This window comes from Larkinella punicea (assembly GCF_003334855.1).
GTDB lineage: Bacteria > Bacteroidota > Bacteroidia > Cytophagales > Spirosomataceae > Larkinella > Larkinella punicea.
Window position 1 is genome coordinate 116,210 of sequence record NZ_QOWE01000002.1, and the last position, 21,591, is coordinate 137,800.

The 21,591-nt window shown below is 54.2% G+C and carries 12 protein-coding genes and 1 tRNA gene; 9 read left to right on the forward strand and 4 right to left on the reverse strand.

Annotated elements, in window-relative coordinates:
* Window positions 1–44 precede the first annotated feature (44 nt).
* The 6 genes from DUE52_RS02385 (at window position 45) to DUE52_RS02410 (ending at window position 7,618) form a co-directional block, all read left to right on the forward strand.
* Window positions 45–4,436, forward strand: coding sequence for a T9SS type A sorting domain-containing protein (locus DUE52_RS02385; RefSeq protein WP_114404348.1), 4,392 nt, complete (start codon window positions 45–47; stop codon window positions 4,434–4,436).
* A gap of 51 nt (window positions 4,437–4,487) precedes the next feature.
* Window positions 4,488–4,925 (forward strand): nucleoside deaminase, encoded by a 438-nt coding sequence (locus tag DUE52_RS02390; RefSeq protein WP_114404349.1) that lies wholly within the window; start codon window positions 4,488–4,490, stop codon window positions 4,923–4,925.
* Window positions 4,926–4,992: 67 nt separating this feature from the next.
* A complete protein-coding gene (locus DUE52_RS02395) occupies window positions 4,993–5,601 on the forward strand; it encodes a superoxide dismutase (protein ID WP_114404350.1) in 609 nt (202 codons plus the stop codon).
* A 111-nt stretch (window positions 5,602–5,712) separates the two neighbouring features.
* Window positions 5,713–5,788 (forward strand) — tRNA-His (locus tag DUE52_RS02400).
* A gap of 81 nt (window positions 5,789–5,869) precedes the next feature.
* Entirely contained in the window at window positions 5,870–6,517 is a 648-nt protein-coding gene (locus tag DUE52_RS02405; RefSeq protein ID WP_114404351.1) for a carotenoid biosynthesis protein, read from the forward strand.
* A gap of 222 nt (window positions 6,518–6,739) precedes the next feature.
* Window positions 6,740–7,618 (forward strand): MerR family transcriptional regulator, encoded by an 879-nt coding sequence (locus DUE52_RS02410; protein WP_114404352.1) that lies wholly within the window; start codon window positions 6,740–6,742, stop codon window positions 7,616–7,618.
* A gap of 50 nt (window positions 7,619–7,668) precedes the next feature.
* Here DUE52_RS02410 and DUE52_RS02415 read toward each other — a convergent pair whose 3' ends face one another.
* Window positions 7,669–10,689, reverse strand: coding sequence for a TonB-dependent receptor (locus DUE52_RS02415; RefSeq protein WP_114404353.1), 3,021 nt, complete (start codon window positions 10,687–10,689; stop codon window positions 7,669–7,671).
* 428 nt (window positions 10,690–11,117) lie between these two features.
* Between DUE52_RS02415 and DUE52_RS02420 the strand changes: the two genes are divergently transcribed.
* Window positions 11,118–12,191, forward strand: coding sequence for a mannose-1-phosphate guanylyltransferase (locus DUE52_RS02420; protein WP_114404354.1), 1,074 nt, complete (start codon window positions 11,118–11,120; stop codon window positions 12,189–12,191).
* Window positions 12,192–12,273: 82 nt separating this feature from the next.
* On the opposite strand, the gene thiL is transcribed toward DUE52_RS02420, so the two are convergent.
* Complete coding sequence (gene thiL / locus DUE52_RS02425) at window positions 12,274–13,308, reverse strand: thiamine-phosphate kinase (RefSeq protein WP_114404355.1); 1,035 nt, start codon at window positions 13,306–13,308, stop codon at window positions 12,274–12,276.
* A gap of 93 nt (window positions 13,309–13,401) precedes the next feature.
* The gene (locus tag DUE52_RS02430; protein ID WP_114404356.1) at window positions 13,402–13,848 is read right to left on the reverse strand and encodes a hypothetical protein; all 447 of its coding nucleotides are present in this window, start codon (window positions 13,846–13,848) and stop codon (window positions 13,402–13,404) included.
* A 128-nt stretch (window positions 13,849–13,976) separates the two neighbouring features.
* Here DUE52_RS02430 and DUE52_RS02435 point away from each other — a divergent pair, with 128 nt between their 5' ends.
* Window positions 13,977–14,231 carry a cytochrome b5 domain-containing protein gene (locus DUE52_RS02435; RefSeq protein ID WP_114404357.1) on the forward strand — a complete coding sequence of 85 codons (255 nt, stop codon included), beginning with the start codon at window positions 13,977–13,979 and terminating at the stop codon, window positions 14,229–14,231.
* Window positions 14,232–14,252: 21 nt separating this feature from the next.
* Window positions 14,253–15,125 carry an N-acetylglucosamine kinase gene (locus DUE52_RS02440; protein ID WP_114404358.1) on the forward strand — a complete coding sequence of 291 codons (873 nt, stop codon included), beginning with the start codon at window positions 14,253–14,255 and terminating at the stop codon, window positions 15,123–15,125.
* A 78-nt stretch (window positions 15,126–15,203) separates the two neighbouring features.
* Here DUE52_RS02440 and DUE52_RS02445 read toward each other — a convergent pair whose 3' ends face one another.
* Window positions 15,204–21,578: a putative Ig domain-containing protein gene (locus DUE52_RS02445; RefSeq protein WP_165840844.1), complete on the reverse strand. Its 6,375-nt coding sequence runs from the start codon at window positions 21,576–21,578 to the stop codon at window positions 15,204–15,206.
* Window positions 21,579–21,591 lie beyond the last annotated feature (13 nt).

Genomic DNA, 21,591 nt, shown 5'->3' on the forward strand with positions numbered 1-21,591 from the left:
AATACGAAGTTAAAAGACTTCTCCTCTTCTTAATCTGGTTCCGTATGAATAAATCATTACGTCTGTATTGGCTTTTGCTGGTTGTGGTTTTAGGGATTTTTGGGAGGGCATCAGCCCAGACGATTACAACGGGAGCCGTGTCGGTGTCTGCGGTCTGCGCCGGAGGAACAATCTCTGTTCCCTTCACAACCTCTACTGCTTCCGGGACTTTTGCCGCCGGGAATCAATTTAAAGTCCAGCTCGCTCCGGCAACAGGTTCGTATATCGACATCGGAACCGGTGCCACAAGCCCGCTTACCGGTGCCATTCCTGCCAGTGCCAGTGGAACCGGCTACCGCGTTCGGGTGGTATCGACCAACCCGGTGGTTAACGGAAGCGTCAGTGCCACACCCTTAACCGTTACTGCCATACCGGCTGCGCCGGGAACAGCCGACGTGGCCTATTGCGTGGGCGCAACACCGGCTTCCCTGACTGCTACGGTCAGTGCAGGCGCAACCCTGAGATGGTGGGGAACCAGTGCCTCCGGCGGAAGTTCTACCCCGACAGCACCTACGCCTTCTGCGGCTGCCGCAGGCACCACCACCTATTACGTGAGCCAAACGATCAACGGTTGCGAGGGACCGAGGGGAGATATAACCGTTACGGTTAGTGGCGTTCCTGCCGCTCCAACCACCGGAGCTGCACCGGTTTATTGCCAGAGTTCCCCCGCGTCTCCACTAAGTGCGACGGCGACCGGCGGTGCTTCTCTGAATTGGTACGGCACCAGTCAAACTGGCGGAACCGCTTCGCCCATTGCTCCGACACCGTCGACGGATGCGGTTGGCACCGTTACGTATTACGTCAGCCAGTCCATCGGAACCTGCGAAGGCCCCCGAACCGGCATTGTGGTCACCGTTACGGCCAAACCGGCACCTCCGACCGTCGTCACGCCGGTTTCAGTTTGCCTGGGTACGCCGGTTCCTGCTTTATCTGCCACCCCAAGTGGCAGTAACACGCTGAGTTGGTATGGAACCAATGCAACCGGAGGAGTTGGGTCAACCACGGTTCCAACGCCTTTAACCACAGCCGCTGGTACCACCAATTATTACGTTAGCCAGAAAACCGCTGGTGGTTGCGAAAGCGACCGTGCGGTGATTGCCGTCGCGATTAAAGCCGCACCAGCCGCTCCCGGTGTCAATGCCGTCAGCTTTTGTCAGAATGCTCCCTCATCCGCGTTAACGGCAACCCCATCCAGCGGGGGAACGCTGAACTGGTATGGCACCAGCCAAACCGGCGGAACCGCATCAGACACCGCACCAACACCACCCACAAGTGCCACAGGCACTACAACGTATTACGTTAGCCAAACCGTCAGCGGCTGCGAAGGCCCCCGGGCCGCGCTGGTTGTAACGGTGAAAAGCATCCCAGCCGCCCCCGGAACCGCTACACCACCCGCTTATTGCCAAGATGTTACGGCTGCTGGTTTGGTTGCGACACCCAGCTCCGGTGGCACTTTGAACTGGTACGGAACCAATCAAACCGGCGGAACCGCTTCGGGCATTGCCAGCATACCGACGACAACCACGGCCGGCACTACCAATTATTACGTCAGTCAAACCGTCAACGGCTGCGAAGGCCCACGAGCCGCCATTGCCGTAACCGTTACCCCTAAACCCGCTGCGCCAGCCGTTGCGACCTCCTTTAGCTATTGCCAGGGAATCGTGGCCACACAGCTATCGGCGGTGGTCAGCAGCGGAGGAACCATAAACTGGTACGGCACGAACGCTACCGGAGGAACCGCCAATGCGGTGGCACCGATTCCGTCAACGACGACGCCCGGAACAACGATGTATTACGTCAGTCAAACCGTGGGTGGCTGCGAAAGTAACCGGGCCAGCATTGCCATAACGGTTTACGCCACCCCTACCGCTCCCGGTGTAACGCCCCTGTCGGTTTGTCAAAATCAACCGGCAACGGCCCTGACGGCAACCGTAAACGGGGTGGGCGCCTTAAAATGGTATGGTACTGCCGCTACCGGCGGAACCGCATCAGATACCGGACCGACACCACCCACGAGTGCAACCGGAACAACCACGTACTACGTCAGCCAGATCATCAATGGGTGCGAAGGGCCGCGGGCGGCATTGGCCGTAACGGTAAAACCACAACCGGCAGCTCCTACGGCGGGTGCGAGTCTCAGCTATTGTCAGGGTTCGCCTTCGGTTCCGCTTTCGGCTTCGTTCAGCATGGGCAGCATCGCAAACTGGTACGGAACCAATGCTACGGGCGGTACGGCTTCGCTGAATGCACCTACGCCATCGACGAATACGGAAGGATCTTTTACTTACTACTTTAGCCAGACCCTGGCCGGGTGCGAAAGCGAGCGGGCTAACGTAGTCGTTACCGTCAGAGCAAAACCGGCGGTTCCAACCACGCTAGACATCCGGTATTGCCAAAGCGAACCTTCAGTTCCGTTAACAGCCGTGCCTGAAGCCGGTGGCTCGCTAAAATGGTATGGCACGGCGTCGGGGCCATCTTCATTGACAGCCGCTCCGACTCCCAACACACAATCCCCGGCGGATTTCACCTTTTATGTGAGTCAAAACGGGGCAAACGGTTGTGAAAGCGACCGGGGTTCGATCAAAGTCAAGATTTTCCCGACTCCCGCCGTTCCCGGCGTCCCCACGCTTCCTGAAGTTTGCCAAAACACGGCATCCGTCACGTTAGCGGCTAACGGCCAGAATTTAAAGTGGTATGCGGCTCAAACCGGCGGTTCCGCCACGGGCGCAGCTCCGGTCCAAACAACCAATACCCCCGGAACGTTTACATTTTACGTCACACAGACGGTCGATCTCTGCGAAAGCCCCCGGACCCCGGCTCAAGTCGTCGTTAAACCGCAGCCGGCCCTGCCGGGTGTAGAAAATAAAACCGTTTGCCAGGATGCGCCGGAACAAACCCTGGCAGCCACCGGCGAAGCCCTCAAGTGGTTTGATGCTACTGGAAATGTTTTAGGAGGAGCCCCAAAACCAACTACCAACGTTGAAGAACAACGCGTCTTTACGTATAGCGTCACGCAAACCAGCAACGGTTGTGAAAGTCAGAAAGCGCCGGTAACCTACACTGTCAACGTTACCCCCAAGCCAACGGTCGTTACGCCGGTTATTTACTGCCAGAATGCCACCGCCAAACCACTGGAAGCGACAGGCCAGAACCTAAAGTGGATCAATCCCTACGGCGGAGAATCCACCACCACGCCGACGCCACCGACCACCAATATTTCGACCAAACCCGAAGGAGACTCCTATTTTGTGACGCAAACCGGTGCCAATGGCTGCGAAAGCCGGAAGTCCGAAATCAAACTGATTGTCAACGCACCGCCCACGGCGAAAATTGAAGGCACGACGACGGTCAACCTGGGCAATACGGTTCCGGTGACGATCTCATTCACCAGCGTTCCGCCGTTTAGCTATACGCTGTCGGACGGCACCAGCGGCAAATCCGAGACCAATCAACAGGTAATCGATCTGTTGCCAACGAGCAAAACCACCATCTACCGGGTGACCAACATCACCAATTCCTGCGGGGCCGGAACGCCCGTCGGAACGTTTACGGTCAATGCCGTTGTCCCGACCGTTACGACCAGCCCGTTGTCGGTCACCACCATTTGTGTCGGTACGCAAATTCAGGTTCCTTTCACCGCTGTCGGGCAATTTACCAATGGGAATACATTCCGGGTCGAGATGGCACCCATTGCGGACACGGCTTTTATCAACAAAACGGAGATTCTGACCGGTGCCCTGCAAAGCCCGATTACGGCCCCCATTCCGACCACACTGGCGCAGGGGCTGTACCGGATACGGGTTACGGCGACCAACCCGCAGGTGCCGGTGCCGGGCAGCAGCAGTCCAACCATTCTGAATATTCGCGCGCTGCCAACCGTTACGCTGACGGGCTCGAAAGACATTTATGACAACGAAGGCACCCCGCTTTCCTTTGCTCTGACGGGCGACGGCCCCTGGACTTTTGCGTATTCCGACAGCCTGAAAACGACCCAAATCACAACCAGCACCAACCCGCATCTGATTACGGTAACGCCGGTTAAATCGACGACCTACAAAGCGGTTTCGGTATCGAATGGTTGTGGGAATGGTACGGCTACGGGAACGGCCATTGTGCGGGTACTGCCCGTGCTGGGTCTGGAGCCGGACCCGCTCATCACCGCCGTCAAGGTGTTCCCGGTTCCGACCGAAACCATCCTGACCATCGACATCGACCTGCCCCTGCAAAAAGACCCTGCGAAACTTCAGTTGTCCGACGAAACCGGCCGCATTTCCAAACAACTGACGACCCGGCAACGACAAACCAAACTGGATTTGAGTCAGCAGGCGGCCGGTACCTATTTCCTGCAAATCCAGATTGGCAACCGGACCACGGTTCGAAAAATCATGAAACAGTAACTTTTGATCAGGCTACCTACCTCCGTAGCCTGACCAGAAACGTTCCGGCGGATGTTCAACGACGAGTACTTCATGGGAATGGCCCTTCAACAGGCGGAATATGCGTTTGAAGAAGACGAAATTCCGGTCGGTGCCGTCGTCGTATGCCGAAACCGGGTTATTGCCAAAGGGTATAACCAGACCGAACGGCTAACCGACGTAACGGCCCACGCCGAACTGCTCGCCCTGACGTCGGCCGAACAATTTCTGGGTTCTAAATACCTGACCGATTGCATCTTGTATGTTACCCTGGAACCATGTCCGATGTGTGCGGGTGCGTTGTTCTGGGCGCAAATTGGACGTATTGTTATTGGTGCTCCCGATCCCAAAAGAGGGTATTCGAACGTAAAACCGTCGCTGCTTCATCCCAAAACCCGGCTCACAACGGGCATTTTGGCCGACGAAAGTATGCACTTGCTGAGTAACTTTTTTCGAGGCTTACGAACATAAATGAAAAAGTCGCTGTTATCGCGTTTGACAACTTTCATGTATGTCTAACCTTATAACAAATCATAATATGGCTTTTGAATTAGCTCCCCTGCCTTATCCGAGCAATGCGCTGGAACCCAACATCGACCAACAGACGATGGAAATTCACCACGGCAAGCACCACAATGCGTATGTGACCAACCTCAACAACGCGGTGAAAGGCACCGAATTGGAAGGCAAGTCGATCGAAGAACTGGTCGCCGATATCAGCAAGTATCCGGTGGCAGTTCGGAATAATGGTGGAGGCCATTGGAATCATACGTTTTTCTGGGGTATTCTGTCGCCCGACGGCGGTGGTGAGCCTACCGGCAAACTGGCCGAAGCCATTACGCAGAAATTCGGTTCATTCGATGCGTTCAAAGAAGAATTTACCAAAGCCGCAACCACGCGTTTCGGTTCGGGCTGGGCGTGGCTGATCGTTACGGCCGACGGTGAACTGGCCGTGACGTCAACCCCGAATCAGGATAACCCGCTGATGGACATCGCCGACGTGAAAGGCACGCCCATCCTCGGTCTGGACGTATGGGAACACGCCTATTACCTGAAATACCAGAACAAACGCCCCGACTACATTGCCGCCTGGTGGAACCTGGTCGACTGGAAAGGTGCCGACGACCGGTATACGAAAGCGGTTTAAGAAACCCAATGATGGATGATGGATGATGAACGATGAATGGAACTAGCGAATAAATTTTCATCGTCCATCATTCATCATTCATCATTTTTTATTACTTTTGCGTCATAATACGGAGGATGTAGCTCAGTTGGTTAGAGCGCCAGATTGTGGTTCTGGAGGTCGCGGGTTCGAGACCCGTCTTTCTCCCTCCTGATGGCCCTGTTTTTGACAGGGCCTTTTTTACGCCTTTTTGCTTCGTTTTTTGATCCTTTCACCCAATAACTCCGTCATGCCCGATCGATTTTACCGCCCCGTGCTGACGCTTCTTATCCTGGCCTATACCGCAGGCGTCATCGGGTTGCAAACGCCCTCGCTGGCTCCGCTCTTCCGCAGCCTGGTGCCTTATAACCTGCTGGGTTCCCTGCTGCTGTTGCTGGCGTTTCATCCCGACTGGAAACCGTCTTTCCGGTTTTACTGCATTCTGGCCATTTTATGGGGTTTTCTGATTGAGGTCCTGGGCGTGCATACCGGTTTTGTATTTGGCAATTATGTCTACGGCGAAACCCTCGGCTGGAAACTCTGGGACGTTCCCGTTGTGATTGGCATTAACTGGCTGATGCTGACCTATTGCTGCGGGGTCATTTGCGATGCCTTGCCCCTCCGGGTGTACTTGAAAACGATTGTGGCGGCCTCGCTGATGGTACTACTCGACCTCCTGATTGAGCCGGTTGCCATCCGTCTCGATTTCTGGAACTGGTTCGAAGCCGATGTTCCAATCCGAAATTATCTGGGCTGGTGGATTGTGTCGCTGATCATACTTGGCATCTGGTACGGATTGCCCTTTCGCAAGCAAAACCGCCTGGCGCTGCCGTTACTGATTCTCCAGTTTCTGTTTTTTGCCGCCATGAATCTGGTATTCTTCCTGACTAAACCATAAACATTTCTAGTCACAGGTGGTTATACAGGATTGAGTGATGTTTAATCAATATCCGATTATTACAATTTTTAGCCACCTGACATTGTAATATATTAACAATCTTTGGTATCTTGTACCTGGTTTTATAGGGTTTAATTTGATTGAATTGCACATAATGACGTTTATACGTCGCTTGTTTTTCAAATCAAACGGCTTTGATCAACTATAATTTGTACAATTCCCATGAGTAATTACTCAATCAAGGATCTGGAGCAGCTATCCGGAATCAAAGCCCATACGCTTCGGATCTGGGAACAACGCTATAATATTATTTCGCCCAAGCGGACGGATACCAACATCCGCACATACGATGATCTGGATCTCAAACTGGTCCTCAATATTTCGCTTCTGAAAGACCACGGTTTTAAAATTTCCGAGATTTCTAAAATGTCGCTGAGCGAAATGACCAGTGAAGTGATGACGATTTCGGATCGAAAACTCAATTACCCGGATCAGATTCACGCCCTGACCATTTCGATGATCGATCTGGATGAGGACCGCTTTGAAAAAATAATCAGTACCAACATTCTCCAGTTTGGCTTCGAAAACACGATGATCTACATCATCTATCCTTTCCTCAGCCGGATTGGTACGCTCTGGGTAACGGGTTCCATCGGCCCGGCGCAGGAGCATTTCATGTCGAATCTCATTCGCCAGAAAATCATCGTTGCCATCGACGGTCAGGTGAACAAACAACGGCCGGCGTCTAAAAAATACCTGCTTTTTTTGCCGGAGGGTGAGTTGCACGAAATCGGGTTGTTGTTTGCCAATTATGTGATCCGGGCGCGGAACAACAAAGTGGTCTATCTGGGCCAGAGCCTGCCGTTCAGGGAGTTGGAATTTGCCTACAATCTGCACAAACCGGACTATATTTTTGCATCAATCACGTCGTCGCCCAGCAACCACGAGGTGCAGCCGTTTGTGGATAAATTAGCCAACGCTTTCCCGGACGCTCACCTGCTGTTTACGGGTTATCAGGTGGTTGGTCAGGATATTCGCACCCCGTCCAACACCACGATCGTCAACAACGCGGAAGATTTGATTCGCATCGCCAGCACCTGAAAAGCAGACAGCCCTGACGGGGACTGCCTGCCGCATTTCCTGCCGGACTTTTAGCGATTCATCAGCTCATCGAACGTCAGCGAAACGTAGTACATGCCGCCCACACTTGGATTGCCCCAAGCCTGGGCATACAATTTGCCCAGCACATTCGTCCCGCCCACTTTCAGAACCGACCTGATCCCCGGAATGCGTTTGCTTACCTGTGCGTCGAGCGATCCGAAAGCGGGAATCTCGGTTTGCCGGAGCAGCGTCGCTTCAGGATTGGCAAAACTCGATTCCCATAAAAACGAATCCTGGTGCCGGAAAACAACGTTAAAACCAAACCCGCTGTTGCGAATGTTGCGGTTACTCACCGACAGATTGTACCGGTATTTGGGCGAATTAAAGAAGGTTACAAAACCGGTCGGCAATTTGTCACGATCTGCCAGCGCATTGTAGGCCACATTGCCTCCAACAACGAAATTACCGGGCAGCAAATAATCGGCACTGACGGCCCAGCCGTGGTTTTTCACCTGCACCGGCGCATTGACATAAAAACCGTAGGTGGTTCGCGTGGTGCTGCTCAGAAGCTGAAGCAGCGAAGCCGGGTTGTCGACCGTGGCCGGTTGGGTACCCTGAATGGTAGCCTGAATCCCTTCAAAATTCAGGAAGCGGTTGTAATAATAATAGGCATCGACGAATAACTTATTTTTGATAAGCGCCTTATAACCAATCTCGTATGTCTCCACCCGCTCCGGATCCCACTGGGCATCCTGATAGCGTTGCAGCAATTGAGACGCCTGCGGCAAGGCTATTCCTTTTTGCAGCGCATCGCCAAAGGCCCGAACCGACTCCAGTGTATAGGCCGGATTGGTTCCAAAATTATACTTGTCTCTGAACTGCTTCAAACCGCCAATCAAGTGGCTCGTGGGCGTATTCAGGTCAATGTACTGAGACTGCGTCGTCGGAATCCGGAAGCCGCGCTGAAACGACGCCCGGATGTTGTGGGACCTGGCCACGGTCAAAACCGCCGACAACCGGGGACTAAACTGCCCCTTAAAATTGCTGTTTTTATCGTACCGAACCGAGCCCGTCAGCTTCAGGATTTCGGCCACGGTTTTGGAAGCCTGCGCGTAGCCGCCAAACTCATTGATTCGATACTCATTATTGTTTTCATCGAGTGCAAAAATGGTTCCGCTGGAATTCAGGGCGTATTGGCGGTAATTTCCACCCACCAGAATTTCGACCTTTTTCGGATCGATCAGCTTCGTAAAATTGTACATAAACTCCCCGTGGTAGAGGTTCGTTTTGTCCATAAATTTCGCCCCGAGGTTGGGCAATGAACCGGGCAGCGGCCGCCCCGTCACCGTCGTCAAAGCCTGGTTGAATGGTTCCGTTCCCGGCAAAAACCGCCCCTGGTCGGCGGTCGTGCGGGCGGTGGTGTGCAAAGTGGGGGAAACCGCATTCACGGCACTCAACGCCGTCTGGTAGGCCGTAGCCGGATTGGTTGCCAGCGCCTGCTGGAGTGCCGTGCTGAAGGTTTGCAAAGCGCCACCGGCGTAGGCAAAGGCATACTGCGGGAACCACGACCCCACTAAATTGCTCTGGTCCAGGCTGGGCTTCCAGGCTTCGTTGATGCCCTGCCCCAAAAGTCCGATGGAAAACGAATCGCCGGAACGTTCCTGGGTCGTATAGCCCCGAATGAAAAAGTTAGAGCCCTTCAGTTCGACTTTGTACTGACCGATGCTGAATGCTTTGATATAAAACCGGTCCTGCCCCGTATATCCGGTCGTTCCCGTTCCCCAGTTGCCTTGCACAATGGCTTCCAGATTGTCGTTGATGCGGTAATGCAGCGCGCCATTGAGCTTCAGGCTGCTGACTTTGTAGTTGACCAGGTCGCTTTCGTTGTAGCCCGTTCGGGAAACCGTTACGTTGGGCAACAACACATCATTGACGATCTGCGTAGCCGGAATATTGGTGGCCGCCGAAAGTTGGTTGACGCCCCCGATGATGCGGGCCAAGTCCGGCGAAATCAGGGCGATCTGAGCGACGGGAAGCGGCAAAAGCTGCGCCACCGTGCTTTGAAAAGCGTTCAAATTAGCACTGGCGTCACCGTAAATGTTGATGCCGTCGTATCCCGGATTGCTCTGACGGTTACCATTCCCCAGCGAAAAACCGTTCGCAAAACTCTGGTCACGGGTGTCGGTGGCCTGCCAGTCGGTTGCGCTGATGTAGGACGCACTGAGCTTGAAAGCCAGCCGGTTACTGAATGCTTTGGCGTAGCGAATGCCCGCGTCGTAGAAAGGCGTGGTGGCCGTACTGCGGTTGCTGGCCGACATAATACCGGTTTTGGCATACGCGCTCAAGCCCTGGTACTGAAACGGATTTTTGCTCGTCATCAGCAGCAACCCGTTGATCGCGTTCGGGCCGTAGAGTGCCGAAGCCGCGCCGGGCAGCAGTTCGACGCTTTCAACATCCAGTTCTGACATACCGGCAATGTTACCGACCGAGAAGTTCAGCCCCGGCGCCTGGTTGTCCATGCCGTCGACCAACTGCACCACCCGCGTGTTACCGTTGGCACTAAACCCCCGCACGTTCACCGACCGGAACATCAAACTCTGGGTGCTCATGTCGACGCCTTTCAGGTTGAGCAAGGCATCGTAAAACGTGGCGGCTGGTGCCGACTGAATGGCACGAATGTCCATTTTTTCGACCGAAACCGGCGATTGCATCACACTTTCTTCCACCCGCGACGCCGACACAATCACTTCCTGCCCCAGCATCACCTGCTCGCTGAGTTCGATTTTCAAGTCCGACTGATTGCCAACGGCGATCTCCCGGGTTTGAAAACCCACTGACGAAACCACTACCGTCAACGGCCCCGAAGCTGAGGTTGTTAAGGCAAATTGCCCTTTGGCATCGGTGATTGTACCGGCCACCGTTCCCTTTATGGTGATGCTAACCCCAATCAGGGGAATTTTGGTGTTACTCTCGGTTACTGTTCCTGAAATTTTTGTTTGCGCAAAACAACTTATGGTAACCAAGAGAAAAAATCCAACGAAAAGGGCAAGCTGAGTACTGCTTTTTTTCATAATCACGGCCAGTTAAACAACGGTTCATACGTTCCGGGAAGGGGAACGGGAGAAAATTACAATAAATGCTAAAAATTAGCACAAACCCGTGATTAAATTGTTGAATTATTATTCAAATAATTGAATATCAGTTAATTAAGAAAATCAAACTCCTATTTATGTAAGCCGTATTTATCCTGAAAACCAGACTCATCCGTATACGTTCTCCACCGGTTTTTACCCATTGCCCACCCTGTAGTGTTCATTTAACGAAATCATGACCTCCCTCCAGGCGCATTAATTTTGCGATTACGTATATTTGTCCGATAATTCAATCCGGCGTTTCGATAAGAAAGTCCCGTCTTAACTAACTTTTTAACGCATTCCTTGTAGTTTAGGAACCCCTTCTTCAATTTAGGGGGTTAATCCCATACACAGAATTCTTCACTATGAACCATACCTATGTCGTTATCATGGCTGGCGGAGTCGGAACCCGCTTCTGGCCGTTTAGTCGTACCAACAACCCCAAGCAATTTCACGACGTTCTTGGAACCGGAAAGTCGCTCCTCCAGCAAACCGCCGACCGCTTCGAGGGAATCTGCCCAAAAGAGCATATTTATATTGTGACCAGCGCCGAATACCAGCAACTGGTGAAAGAACAACTCCCGTATCTCAGCGACGATCAGATTCTGTGTGAACCCGTCCGCCGGAATACCGCTCCCTGCATTGCCTACGCAGCCTATAAAATTGCCCAACAGGATCCGGAAGCCAACATGGTCGTTGCACCGGCCGACCATATTATTCTGAAAGAAGAGGAATTCCGCGATACGATCCGGATTGCGCTGGCAGCCACGGCCACCCAGGATATTCTGGTTACCCTCGGCATTCAGCCCAGCCGCCCCGATACCGGTTATGGCTACATCCAGTACATCCCGGACTCAAACAATCAGGGAATTAAAAAGGTGAAGACGTTCACCGAAAAACCGCATCTGGAGCTGGCCAAACAATTTGTAGAAAGTGGTGAATTTGTCTGGAATGCCGGCATTTTTGTCTGGAATGTGCAGGCCGTTCGCAAAGCCTTTGAAAGCTACATGCCCGAAACGGCGGAGATCTTTGCCGAGGGCGACGAGTGGTATTTCACCGAAAAAGAGCATTCGTTCATCAACAAAGCGTACTCTCTGTGCAAGAACATCTCCATTGACAACGGTATTATGGAGAAAGCCGGCAACGTCTACGTCGTACTGAGTGATTTTGGCTGGTCGGATTTGGGAACGTGGAAGTCGCTGTATGAAGTATCCGAAAAAGACGAGAATGAAAACGTCACGGATGGCACCCACATGCTCTACAATACCAACAACAGCATCATCAAAACACCCAAGGGCAAGCTGGTTGTTGTCAGTGGCTTAGAAGGCTATATCGTCGCCGAATTCGACGGTGTTCTGATGATCTGCCCCAAAGATGAAGAACAAAAAGTGAAAGAATTCGTGGCCGATGCCAAGAATCATGGAATACACTTTGTGTAAAGAATGATGAGTTATGAATGATGAACGATGAATGGGCTGACGCATTAATTCATCGTTCATCATTCATAATTCATCATTTCTTTTAAAAGTGTTTCCACCCCTGCGCCTTGATCTGCGTATATTGGCCGGCTTTGGTGGCCAGCAGAATCGACTCCGGTTTGTCGGTGAGGTAGCCGATGGGCGTGATGCGGGCGTGGTTTTTTAGTTTCTCGAACTCCTGCGGACGGATCATAAACAGCAGTTCGTAGTCTTCTCCACCGTTTAAAGCCGCCGTGATGGGACTGATATTCAGTTCGGTAGCGGCCAGATACGTCACATCGTCGATGGGCAGGTTTTCGTCGAAAATAACCGCCCCGGTTTTGGATTGCGTACAGATGTGAATCAACTCCGAAGCCAGGCCGTCCGAAACGTCGATCATCGCTGTCGGCACGATGCCCAGATCCCGGAGTTCATACACGATGTCGGTGCGCGCGGAAGGCCGAAGCTGGCGTTCCAGCACATACGATTTGTCTTCGCTGATTTCGGGCTGCATGGTGGGATCGGCCAGAAAAACCTGCTTTTCCCGTTCCAACAACTGCAATCCGCAGAAAGCCGCTCCCAGATCGCCCGTCACACAGATGACGTCGTTGGGCTGGGCGGTGTTGCGGTACGTGATTTTATCCCGTTCTACCCGGCCCGTTACGGTTACCGAAATAACCAGCCCCGAGCGCGAGGAGGTGGTGTCGCCCCCAATCAAATCGACCTGATAGGCTTCGCAGGCGGCTTTGATCCCTTCGTATAACTCCTCCACGGCTTCGACCGAAAACCGGTTGCTGAGGGCCACGCTCACCGTGATTTGCAACGGGATTCCGTTCATGGCTGCAATGTCGGAGACGTTGACCGCAACGGCTTTGAATCCCAGGTGTTTCAGGGGCGTATAGGCCAGATCGAAATGAACACCTTCCAGCAGCATGTCGGTGGAAAGGAGCCAGTAATCCGGCCCGCCGGTATCGATCACGGCGGCATCGTCGCCAATACCGCGTACGGTTTCGGGCTGGGAGGTTTGTCCAAACGCCCGGTTGATGCGATCGATCAGGGCAATTTCGCCCAAAGAATCCAGTTCGGTTCGTGTATTCATACTGATACTAAAGCAAAAAAGCCGCTTTCGGTTCGAAAACGGCGAAATATACGGAGCAATTCCCGGTTGATCCCAACCTGGAACCGGACAGATCTATGGATTGGCCAGGGTATACTTGTTGGTGGTGCCGCCGGTTTTGCGATCCGCCGTCGTCCGGGTCAGTTCCAGGGAGGTTTCAGTGGCCGTGCCGATGTTGAATTCAATGGTTGGTCCATCGGTCGGTGCCGGGCTCAGGCTTTTCAGAATGAGCTTGGTATCGCCCTGCAATTCGTATTGCCCGGTCGATGTAAACCCATCGACCTGTTTGATCACCACGGTTGGCGGATTGCTTAAATCCAGCGAATATTGCGAATAGCCCGGCTTGACGTTACTGGTTCCGCCTTTGGTATAAACCACCACGTTGTTTTCCTCCACTTTTTGCGCCGTCCAGTTTTTCTTGATCCGGTCCGAAAGCGGGGTCGTCTTGTCTTTGTTGCAGCCGGTCAAAACCGCAAACAAGGTCAACACGGCAACAAGGGCGATTGGTGTAGTTTTTTTCATAAAACGTAAAAATTTAAAGACGCGACTGTGTTCATTAGTAAGCGGTTAAAGTTAAGTGTTTTTACGAAATCCCTGTATAAACTTCTCGGTAAAGTTGCATTTTTGCCGACTGAACTGTTTAGAAGTCCATGAATGCTGGCAAAGAGGATACGCTGAAAGAATACACCCGCTCGCAACTCGCGCTCCGAAACGGCTCCGACCGCGACGAAATCTGGTGTGCGTACCAGGGTATTATTTACGACGTCTCACCAAGCCGGCTCTGGCGAAACGGAAAACATTACGAACACTGGGCCGGTCAGGATCTCACCGACGAACTGCCCGATGCGCCCCACGGCGAATGGGTGTTTGGGCGTTTCAAACCGGTCGGAAAATTAATCAGTTAACCAGCAACTCACAGTCCGAATATGATACTCATCGCAGACAGCGGCTCCACCAAAACCGATTGGCGAACCATCGACACCACCGGCCGGGTAGACCAGGCCCGCACCATTGGCTTTAATCCCTATTACCAGGACAGTGCCGCCATTGCTGCCGAACTGCAAACCAGTTTGTTACCAACCATTCAAGAAACGGTGACGGACGTTTTTTATTACGGAACCGGCTGCAACAGCGAAGAATCGTGTGGGGTCGTCGAGAAGGCCATCCGGGCAGTTTTTCCGGATGTGCAGAACGTGCAGGTCAGCAGCGATTTGCTGGGGGCGGCCCGGGCATTGTGCCACCACAATGCCGGGATTGCCTGCATTCTGGGAACCGGCTCCAATGCCTGCCTCTACGACGGCCGCGACATTGTGCAACTGAGCGGTTCGCTGGCGTTCTGGCTGGGCGACGAAGGCAGTGGCGGGTACCTGGGCAAGACGCTGGTGGTTCGGTATCTCCACGACCAGCTCCCGCCCGAATTAGCGGAAAAATTCCGGAAACGTTACCCCAAAGTCGACCGGTTAACGGTACTGGATCACGCCTATAAACAGCCTTTTCCGAACCGGTATTTTGCGTCTTTCTCCAAATTTCTGTTCGATAACCGGCGTCATCCGGTCGCGTATCAGATGGTTTACGACGCCTTTAGCCTGTTTTTCGACACCTACATCCGCAAATTTGCCGATGCCGAAAAACTGCCGATCCATTTCGTCGGTTCGGTAGCCTTCTACTACAGCGATATTCTGCGGCAGGTGGCCAACGACAAAGGACTGACCGTTCGGCACATTCTGGAAACACCCATCGCCGGGTTGACGCTCTATCACCAGGATGCCAAGTCGCTGTTGGATGGGAACGCGGATTGAACGGATGAAACGGATTCACACAGATTAAAATCTATTTCGATCGGTTTCATCCGCTCAATCCGTGTTCCCATCCAGAGCTTACTGCTTCAACACCTTGATCACTTTCAACACCCCGTTACCGTTATCGACCCGCAGGAAGTACAAACCGGTCGGCAGTTGCAGGGTTTTGACGTTGAGAACGGCCTTGCGCTGGACGGTATTGATCGTGTTGTCCTGCAAGTCCCACTGGTTTCCGGTTGTCGACGAGAGCGAAAACCGGTAAGGAGTTGGCGTAGAAGACGGCAGGGTCAGGTTGATTTCTTCCCGAACCGGGTTGGGATACACCAGCCATGTGTCACCTTCGGTTTCCGCATTGTCCGTGATGCCCTGAACGGCGATCCGGCCACCGCCCGGTACGAACGAGAAGGCGATGTTTTTGGTAATAATTGTCTCCCCGCTGCCATTGGCACCCGTGAAAGCTGCCAACCGAAGCACGTAAGCGCCGGTCTGTGGTTTGAAACCGTCGTCGTCGCCGAAGAGGCCAAACGGTGCCTGGTTATCGACGTAGTTGTTCTGCGAAGTACCCGTCAACTCGAAAGAAATGCTGCCCACGGGCACGTTCGAGGTACAGAAGAAATTGACCCGATCCGGCAAGTTGGCAATCCCGATCGAGCTGTTGTTGAGCAACTCCTGAATAACCTGGCGGGACGCTGCGTTGCCTGCCTTCATCAACTGAACCGTGAGCAGAGGCTCCCGAACCGTGAGCTTGAACGTAATGCTGCTGCTTTTCTGGTCGGCACCGGTGCTTTTTACCGTTACGATAAACTCCCCGGCCGTTTGCGGTTTTCCGCTCGAGGTCCGGTTGGCCGCGTTGTAGGTAATGCCATCCGGCAAACCGGTCACCTCAAGTTGAACCCCGGCACCGGCTTCCGGCAGCGTAAAGGTGTGGAACAGCCCTTTGGTGATGATTTGGTCGCTGATGGGGCTTTTGCCGTCAGCGCAGGCCGTTGTGTAGGTGTATTTCACCACCTTCTGGCTTTGCCGGGCTTCAATATCGAACGTGCTTCCTTTCCGCATGGTGAGGTAAAGCGTATGGGTCGAGGTCGTCGTCCAGTCGGTCACACCAACGGCCCGGTATTCGATCAGCGTGTTGTCACCCCCGCTGGTGCGGAACGTGATTCGGCCGGTCTGGCAATCGTAGTCCGGTGCCACCACAACCAGAGCCGGGCTGGTCGGTGTGGTGGGTGTAGTCGCGGCCGGATTGACCGTCAGCGTGATCTCGATGCTGGTTTTGGCATTCTGATTATCGGTAGCACTGTAGGTCAGTTTGTAGCTGCCGGCGGTGGTCGGGGTGCCGCTCAGTCCCCGGCTGTTCACATCGAACGACAACCCGGCGGGTTGGCCGCTCAGGACGTACGTCAGGGTGCTTCCTTCCGGATCGGTGAAAACCGGCAACTGCGTCAAATAGGCGACATTCACCGTGGCCGTCAAACTCAGCGGGGCTGGTGCCACCGGGGGTTGATTGGTAGTCGGCGTGGTTGGGGTCGTATTGCCGTTGCAGGTCAGTGTCTTGGGCGAACCTTTCAGCAAATAGGTCGTTCCCTGAACCCGCGCCCAAACCGAGTAGGTCTGGTTATTTTTCAGTTCATCGGCCGTATTCCAGAGATAGCCGTGGCTGCCGTTGCCTTTGCCATTGTCTTTCAAATCCTGCCGGAACACGCTGGCTTCGGAGGTGCCTACCAGTTTGGCGGATTCCAGCGTACTGCCCACCAGAAATTCAAGAACCAGGGGTGTGTTGGGTCGGTTGGCGTCCCAAACCCAGCCGGAAATGTTCTGACAACCCACCTGATCCAGATAGCCTTCAAAGTTTCCGCTCACCGGGCTGGTGGGCGTGGTCGGAGTCGTTGGCATGGTGGCGGCTGGATTGACCGTCAGCGTGATCTCGATGCTGGTTTTGGCGTTCTGATTATCGGTAGCACTGTAGGTCAGTTTGTAGCTACCGGCGGTGGTCGGGGTACCCCCTACTCCCCGGGTCAGGCGGTCGAATTGTAAACCCGCTGGTATTCCCGTCAGTTCATACGTCAGGGTGCTTCCCTCGGGATCCGTGAAAACCGGCAATTGCGCTACATAGGCGGTATTGGCCGTGGCGGTTAAACTCGACAGAGCCGGTGCAACCGGGGGCTGATTGGTAGCCGGCGTGGTGGGTGTGGTTGGCGTGGTCGGATTGCCGGCGCAGGTCAATGTCTTGGGTGAACCTTTCAGCAAATAGGTTGCTCCCTGAATCCGGCCCCAAACCGAGTAGGTCTGGTTGTTCTTTAATTCATCTGCCGTATCCCAGCGATATCCGTGGCTTCCGTTGCCCTTCCCTTTGTCTTTCAAATCCTGACGGAACAGGTTTGCCACGGTAGTTCCGACCAGTTTGGCCGATTCCAGCGTACTGCCCACCAGGAATTCAATCGTCAGGGGCGCATTGGGCAGGTTGGCATCCCAGACCCAGCCCGCGATGTTAGCACAGCTCACCACATCCAGAAATCCTTCGAAATTACCCGTCACCGGGGTAGTTGGGGTGGTGGGCGTAGTTGGGGTAGTCGGCGTGTTTCCACCCGAACCGGTAACCGTCAGCGTAATCTCGATGCTGGTTTTGGCACCCTGGCTATCCGTTGCCGTATACGTCAGCTTGTAAATTCCGGGAGTCGTCGGTGTTCCGCCAAAGCCCCGGGTCAGGCGATCGAATTGCAAACCCGCTGGTGTTCCCGTCAATTCATACGTCAGCGGTCCGGCGTCGATGAATACCGGTAAAATCGTCAGGTACGCCACGTTAGCCGCAGCGGTTAAGGTCGACAGACTCGGTGCCACCGGCGGTTGATTGGTCGTTGGATCCGTCGGCGTTGACGTACCGGTGCAGGTCAGCGTCTTGGGTGAGCCTTTCAGCAAATAGGTCGTTCCCTGAACCCGCGCCCAGACCGAGTAAGTCTGGTTATTCTTCAGGTCTTCCGGAACATCCCAGCGATAGCCGTGATTCCCGTTGCCTTTCCCACTGTCTTTCAAATCCTGCCGGAACACACCGGCCACGGTAGTTCCCACCAGTTTGGCCGACTCCAGCGTACTGCCCACCAGGAATTCAATCGTCAGGGGCACATTGGGTTGGCTGGCATCCCAGACCCAACCCGCGATGTTCACACAGTTCACCACATCCAGGTAGCCCTCAAAACTGCCATTCGTCGGATTGGTCGGTCGGGCAATGACCAGCAGATTAAAAGCCAGTGATCCAAGCTCGGTTCCCTGGTCATTCGTAGCCTTGATGGCCAGACGCGTCGTACCGGTTTTGGTAGGCGAACCGGAGATGATCCGGTTTGCCGCATTGTATGTCAACCCATCCGGTAGTCCGGTAACCACATAGCTAACACCGGCACCAGGATCAGGCAGGGCATACGAATAGGCTTCCCCCACGTAAATGGTCTGGTCGGCCAGTGTAGACGAACCCGGTGGCGAACAGGTCGTCGTGTAGGTATAACTCACTTCACGGTCGCCCTGGCGAGCCAGTAACCGGAGTTCCGTCCCGCTCAATTGATTAGCCGCGAGCGTAAACGTCGGACTGGTGTTCCAGTCGGCAAAACCCGGAATCGAGTAGGTCAGGGCGCTCCCGTTACCGCCTTCGGTGCGGAGCGTGATTCGTCCCGTCTGACAATTCAGCGTGGGCGCGATCATCACCAGGGGCTGGGAGGCATTCTCCCGAATGGTGATCACAAAAGCATCTTCGGCTTTGGCACCCCGTTCGTCGGTAACCGTAATGGTCACAGTGGTTGCACCCGCTTTCGTTGGCGTGCCCGAAATGGCCCGGGTGTTTCTATCAAACGCCAGTCCTTCGGGTAAAGCACTGGCTGCCATCACGACGGTTGTTGAGGTCTGAAAGGTTTCCGCCGGAATTTTCAGAATCAGAAACTGGCCGATCGGATACGACTGGTCGCTCATCGGTTTGGCAACCGTTGGCGGCTCATAGCCTTTACAGGGCGTTGTATACGTAAATTTCACTTCTTTGCCACTCTGGCGGGCCTGAATATCGAGGGTAGAGCCATTCCGGAGCCAGGGCGCTACGGTGAAAGTGCTGTTGCCCGTCCATTCCGTAATGCCGGCAGCCCGGAATTCAACCGCCGTGCCATCGCCCCCGCTCGTCCGGAATTTGATTTCACCGGTCACGCAATCCATGGTTGGCTCCAGAATCACGAGTTGAGACGTGGAGCTGCCGTTGTTGATGGTCAGCCGGAATTCGGTCGTCACACTGGCCCCCTTGTTATCGTTGGCTTTCACTTTCACCGTAACCGTACCGGCCGTAACCGGTGTCCCTTTAATGGTTCGGCTATCGGCTTCGTATGCAAAGCCGTTGGTCAGTCCCGACACTTCCAGGCTCGTAATCTGGCCATCCGGATCGGTGAAGGTTTCGTTCGGAATGGTGTAGCTAAAACTCTGGCCGACGGTGGCCGTCTGGGCCGGAATGGTTCTGCTGACCACCGGAGCTTTGTTGACGTCGTCCTGTTTGGTAATGGTCAGTTTGAAACTCGTCGAAACGCTGGTTCCTTTGTCGTCGGTGGCTTTGAGCGTAATGGTCGAAACGCCTTCGTTGGTCGGTTTTCCGCTGATTGTCAGCGTTTCGGCGTTGTAGGAAAGTCCGCCCGGCAGATCCGAGGCATTGACACTGACAATCCGGCCATCCGGGTCCTTGAACGTTTCGTCCGGAATCCGGAACGAATAGTCCAGCCCAACGAGCGCCGTACGATCCTGAATCGGTTGGGAAACCACGGGTGCCTGGTTGGCATTCGGCCCCTGCACAGTAATCTGGAACTGCGTCGTTACCGGCGAATTTTTATTGTCAATGGCCCGAACCGTCACCGTGATCGTGCCCGTGCCATTGGGCGTTCCCGAAATCGTGACGCCGTTGGCCGACAGCCCCAGGGCGGGCAAGCCGGAGGTAACCTCTACTTTGGTGATCGAACCGTCCGGATCTTCAAAAGTGGACGGCGGAATACTGAATTCAAACGGTTTTTCTACGTAGGCCGTCTGGTTCGGAATGGTCTGCCGAACGCGCGGATCCTGGTTGGCATTGTCTTCCAGCCAGTCTTCGTTGATGGTAATGTTAACGGCCCGGCGTCCGTTCTGGAAATACTGCCTCGACCACTGGTCACCGGCGCGGCCCTCGGGGTCCGAAACGTCGTCTCTAACCATCGATGACAGTTTATAGCTGGTGCTGCTGGCGGGTTGTACCTGCGTAACCGGCTGCGTGAGCAACCCGCGGCTTACGACCTGCTGAATCACCTGGTTCAGTGCCGGGCGGGCGTCCCAGCCCGCAAAGTTAGCGAGTGTGACCATCCGGGCACCGTGTTCGAAACTTTCGGCCACCTGATCGTAGAAACGCGAAACCGGTACACTGGCCTGGTACATACCATCCACTTCATTACAAATCCAGGCACCCGGCCGAACATTGCTCCGGGCCACATCGATCGAAAAGCGGTGGTTGTAGTCGGGTCCATCGTTGATTTTAAGGCCATCCGAGTTCTGCCCCAGGTTTTTGAAAGCGAACGTCGACCGCAATCCACTCTGGCGATCCCAGACGCAACCGTGCTGGTTAACCACCTGAATCGATCCGTTTACTTCTTTGATGGTCCGCGTCGTTTCATCCAGAAACCGCTTCAGCATGAGGTGACGGAAAACGTACCAGTCTTCACCCCAGCGCCCGCGGCCAAATGAGATATAGGGGTCACTCTGGTTGTAGGGCGTTGGCGTAACCGCGTCCCAGCGGCTGAAGTCACTTCCCCAGCGCCGGTTCAACGCATCGAGCGAAAACCGCCCCTGTAACCACTGCCGGAACCCCTGTTTCATGGGCTCACTGTAGTCGAAGGGAATGGGGTAGGTCGAGTCTCCGCGTTGGTTCCGGGGCGAATATTCCGCTTCCTGAATTGGGGAAGCGGTGGCCGACATAAACAGCAGTTGATCCTGATCCTGCAGATACTGGTAATGCTGCGCCACCTGCCGGACAAAATCCTTGGCTAATTCAAGCGTGGGCTGATGGGCAAAACTAAACTGAACAGCCCCCCCAAAATTCATGACTGTGTTATCGGCGGCCACCATGGCTTCAGAATTGGAATAGAATCCGCCGAGCGATTGTGGTTCGCGGGCCAGGTGAATCCGGATGGCGACCTTCATGCCCATCCGAAGTGCTGTATTGACGTGGGAATCGACAACCCGCCAGTTGGGAGCGCTGTTGCGGCTGGTATACACCTTGTCCCAGTGTACGGAAATTTCGGCGGCATTACAGCCCATCCGGCCCGCATTTTCAATTATTTCATCGTCTTTCGATGGGTCAGTTTCGTAGTTAAAAACTACAATGGCCAGGTAACGCTGGCGTTCCGGGATTTTGGGTGCCGAAGCCGGACGGGCCGACGGCTCAGTTCCGTCATACGCCATTGCGTTCGTGTACACCAATCCGAGAAGC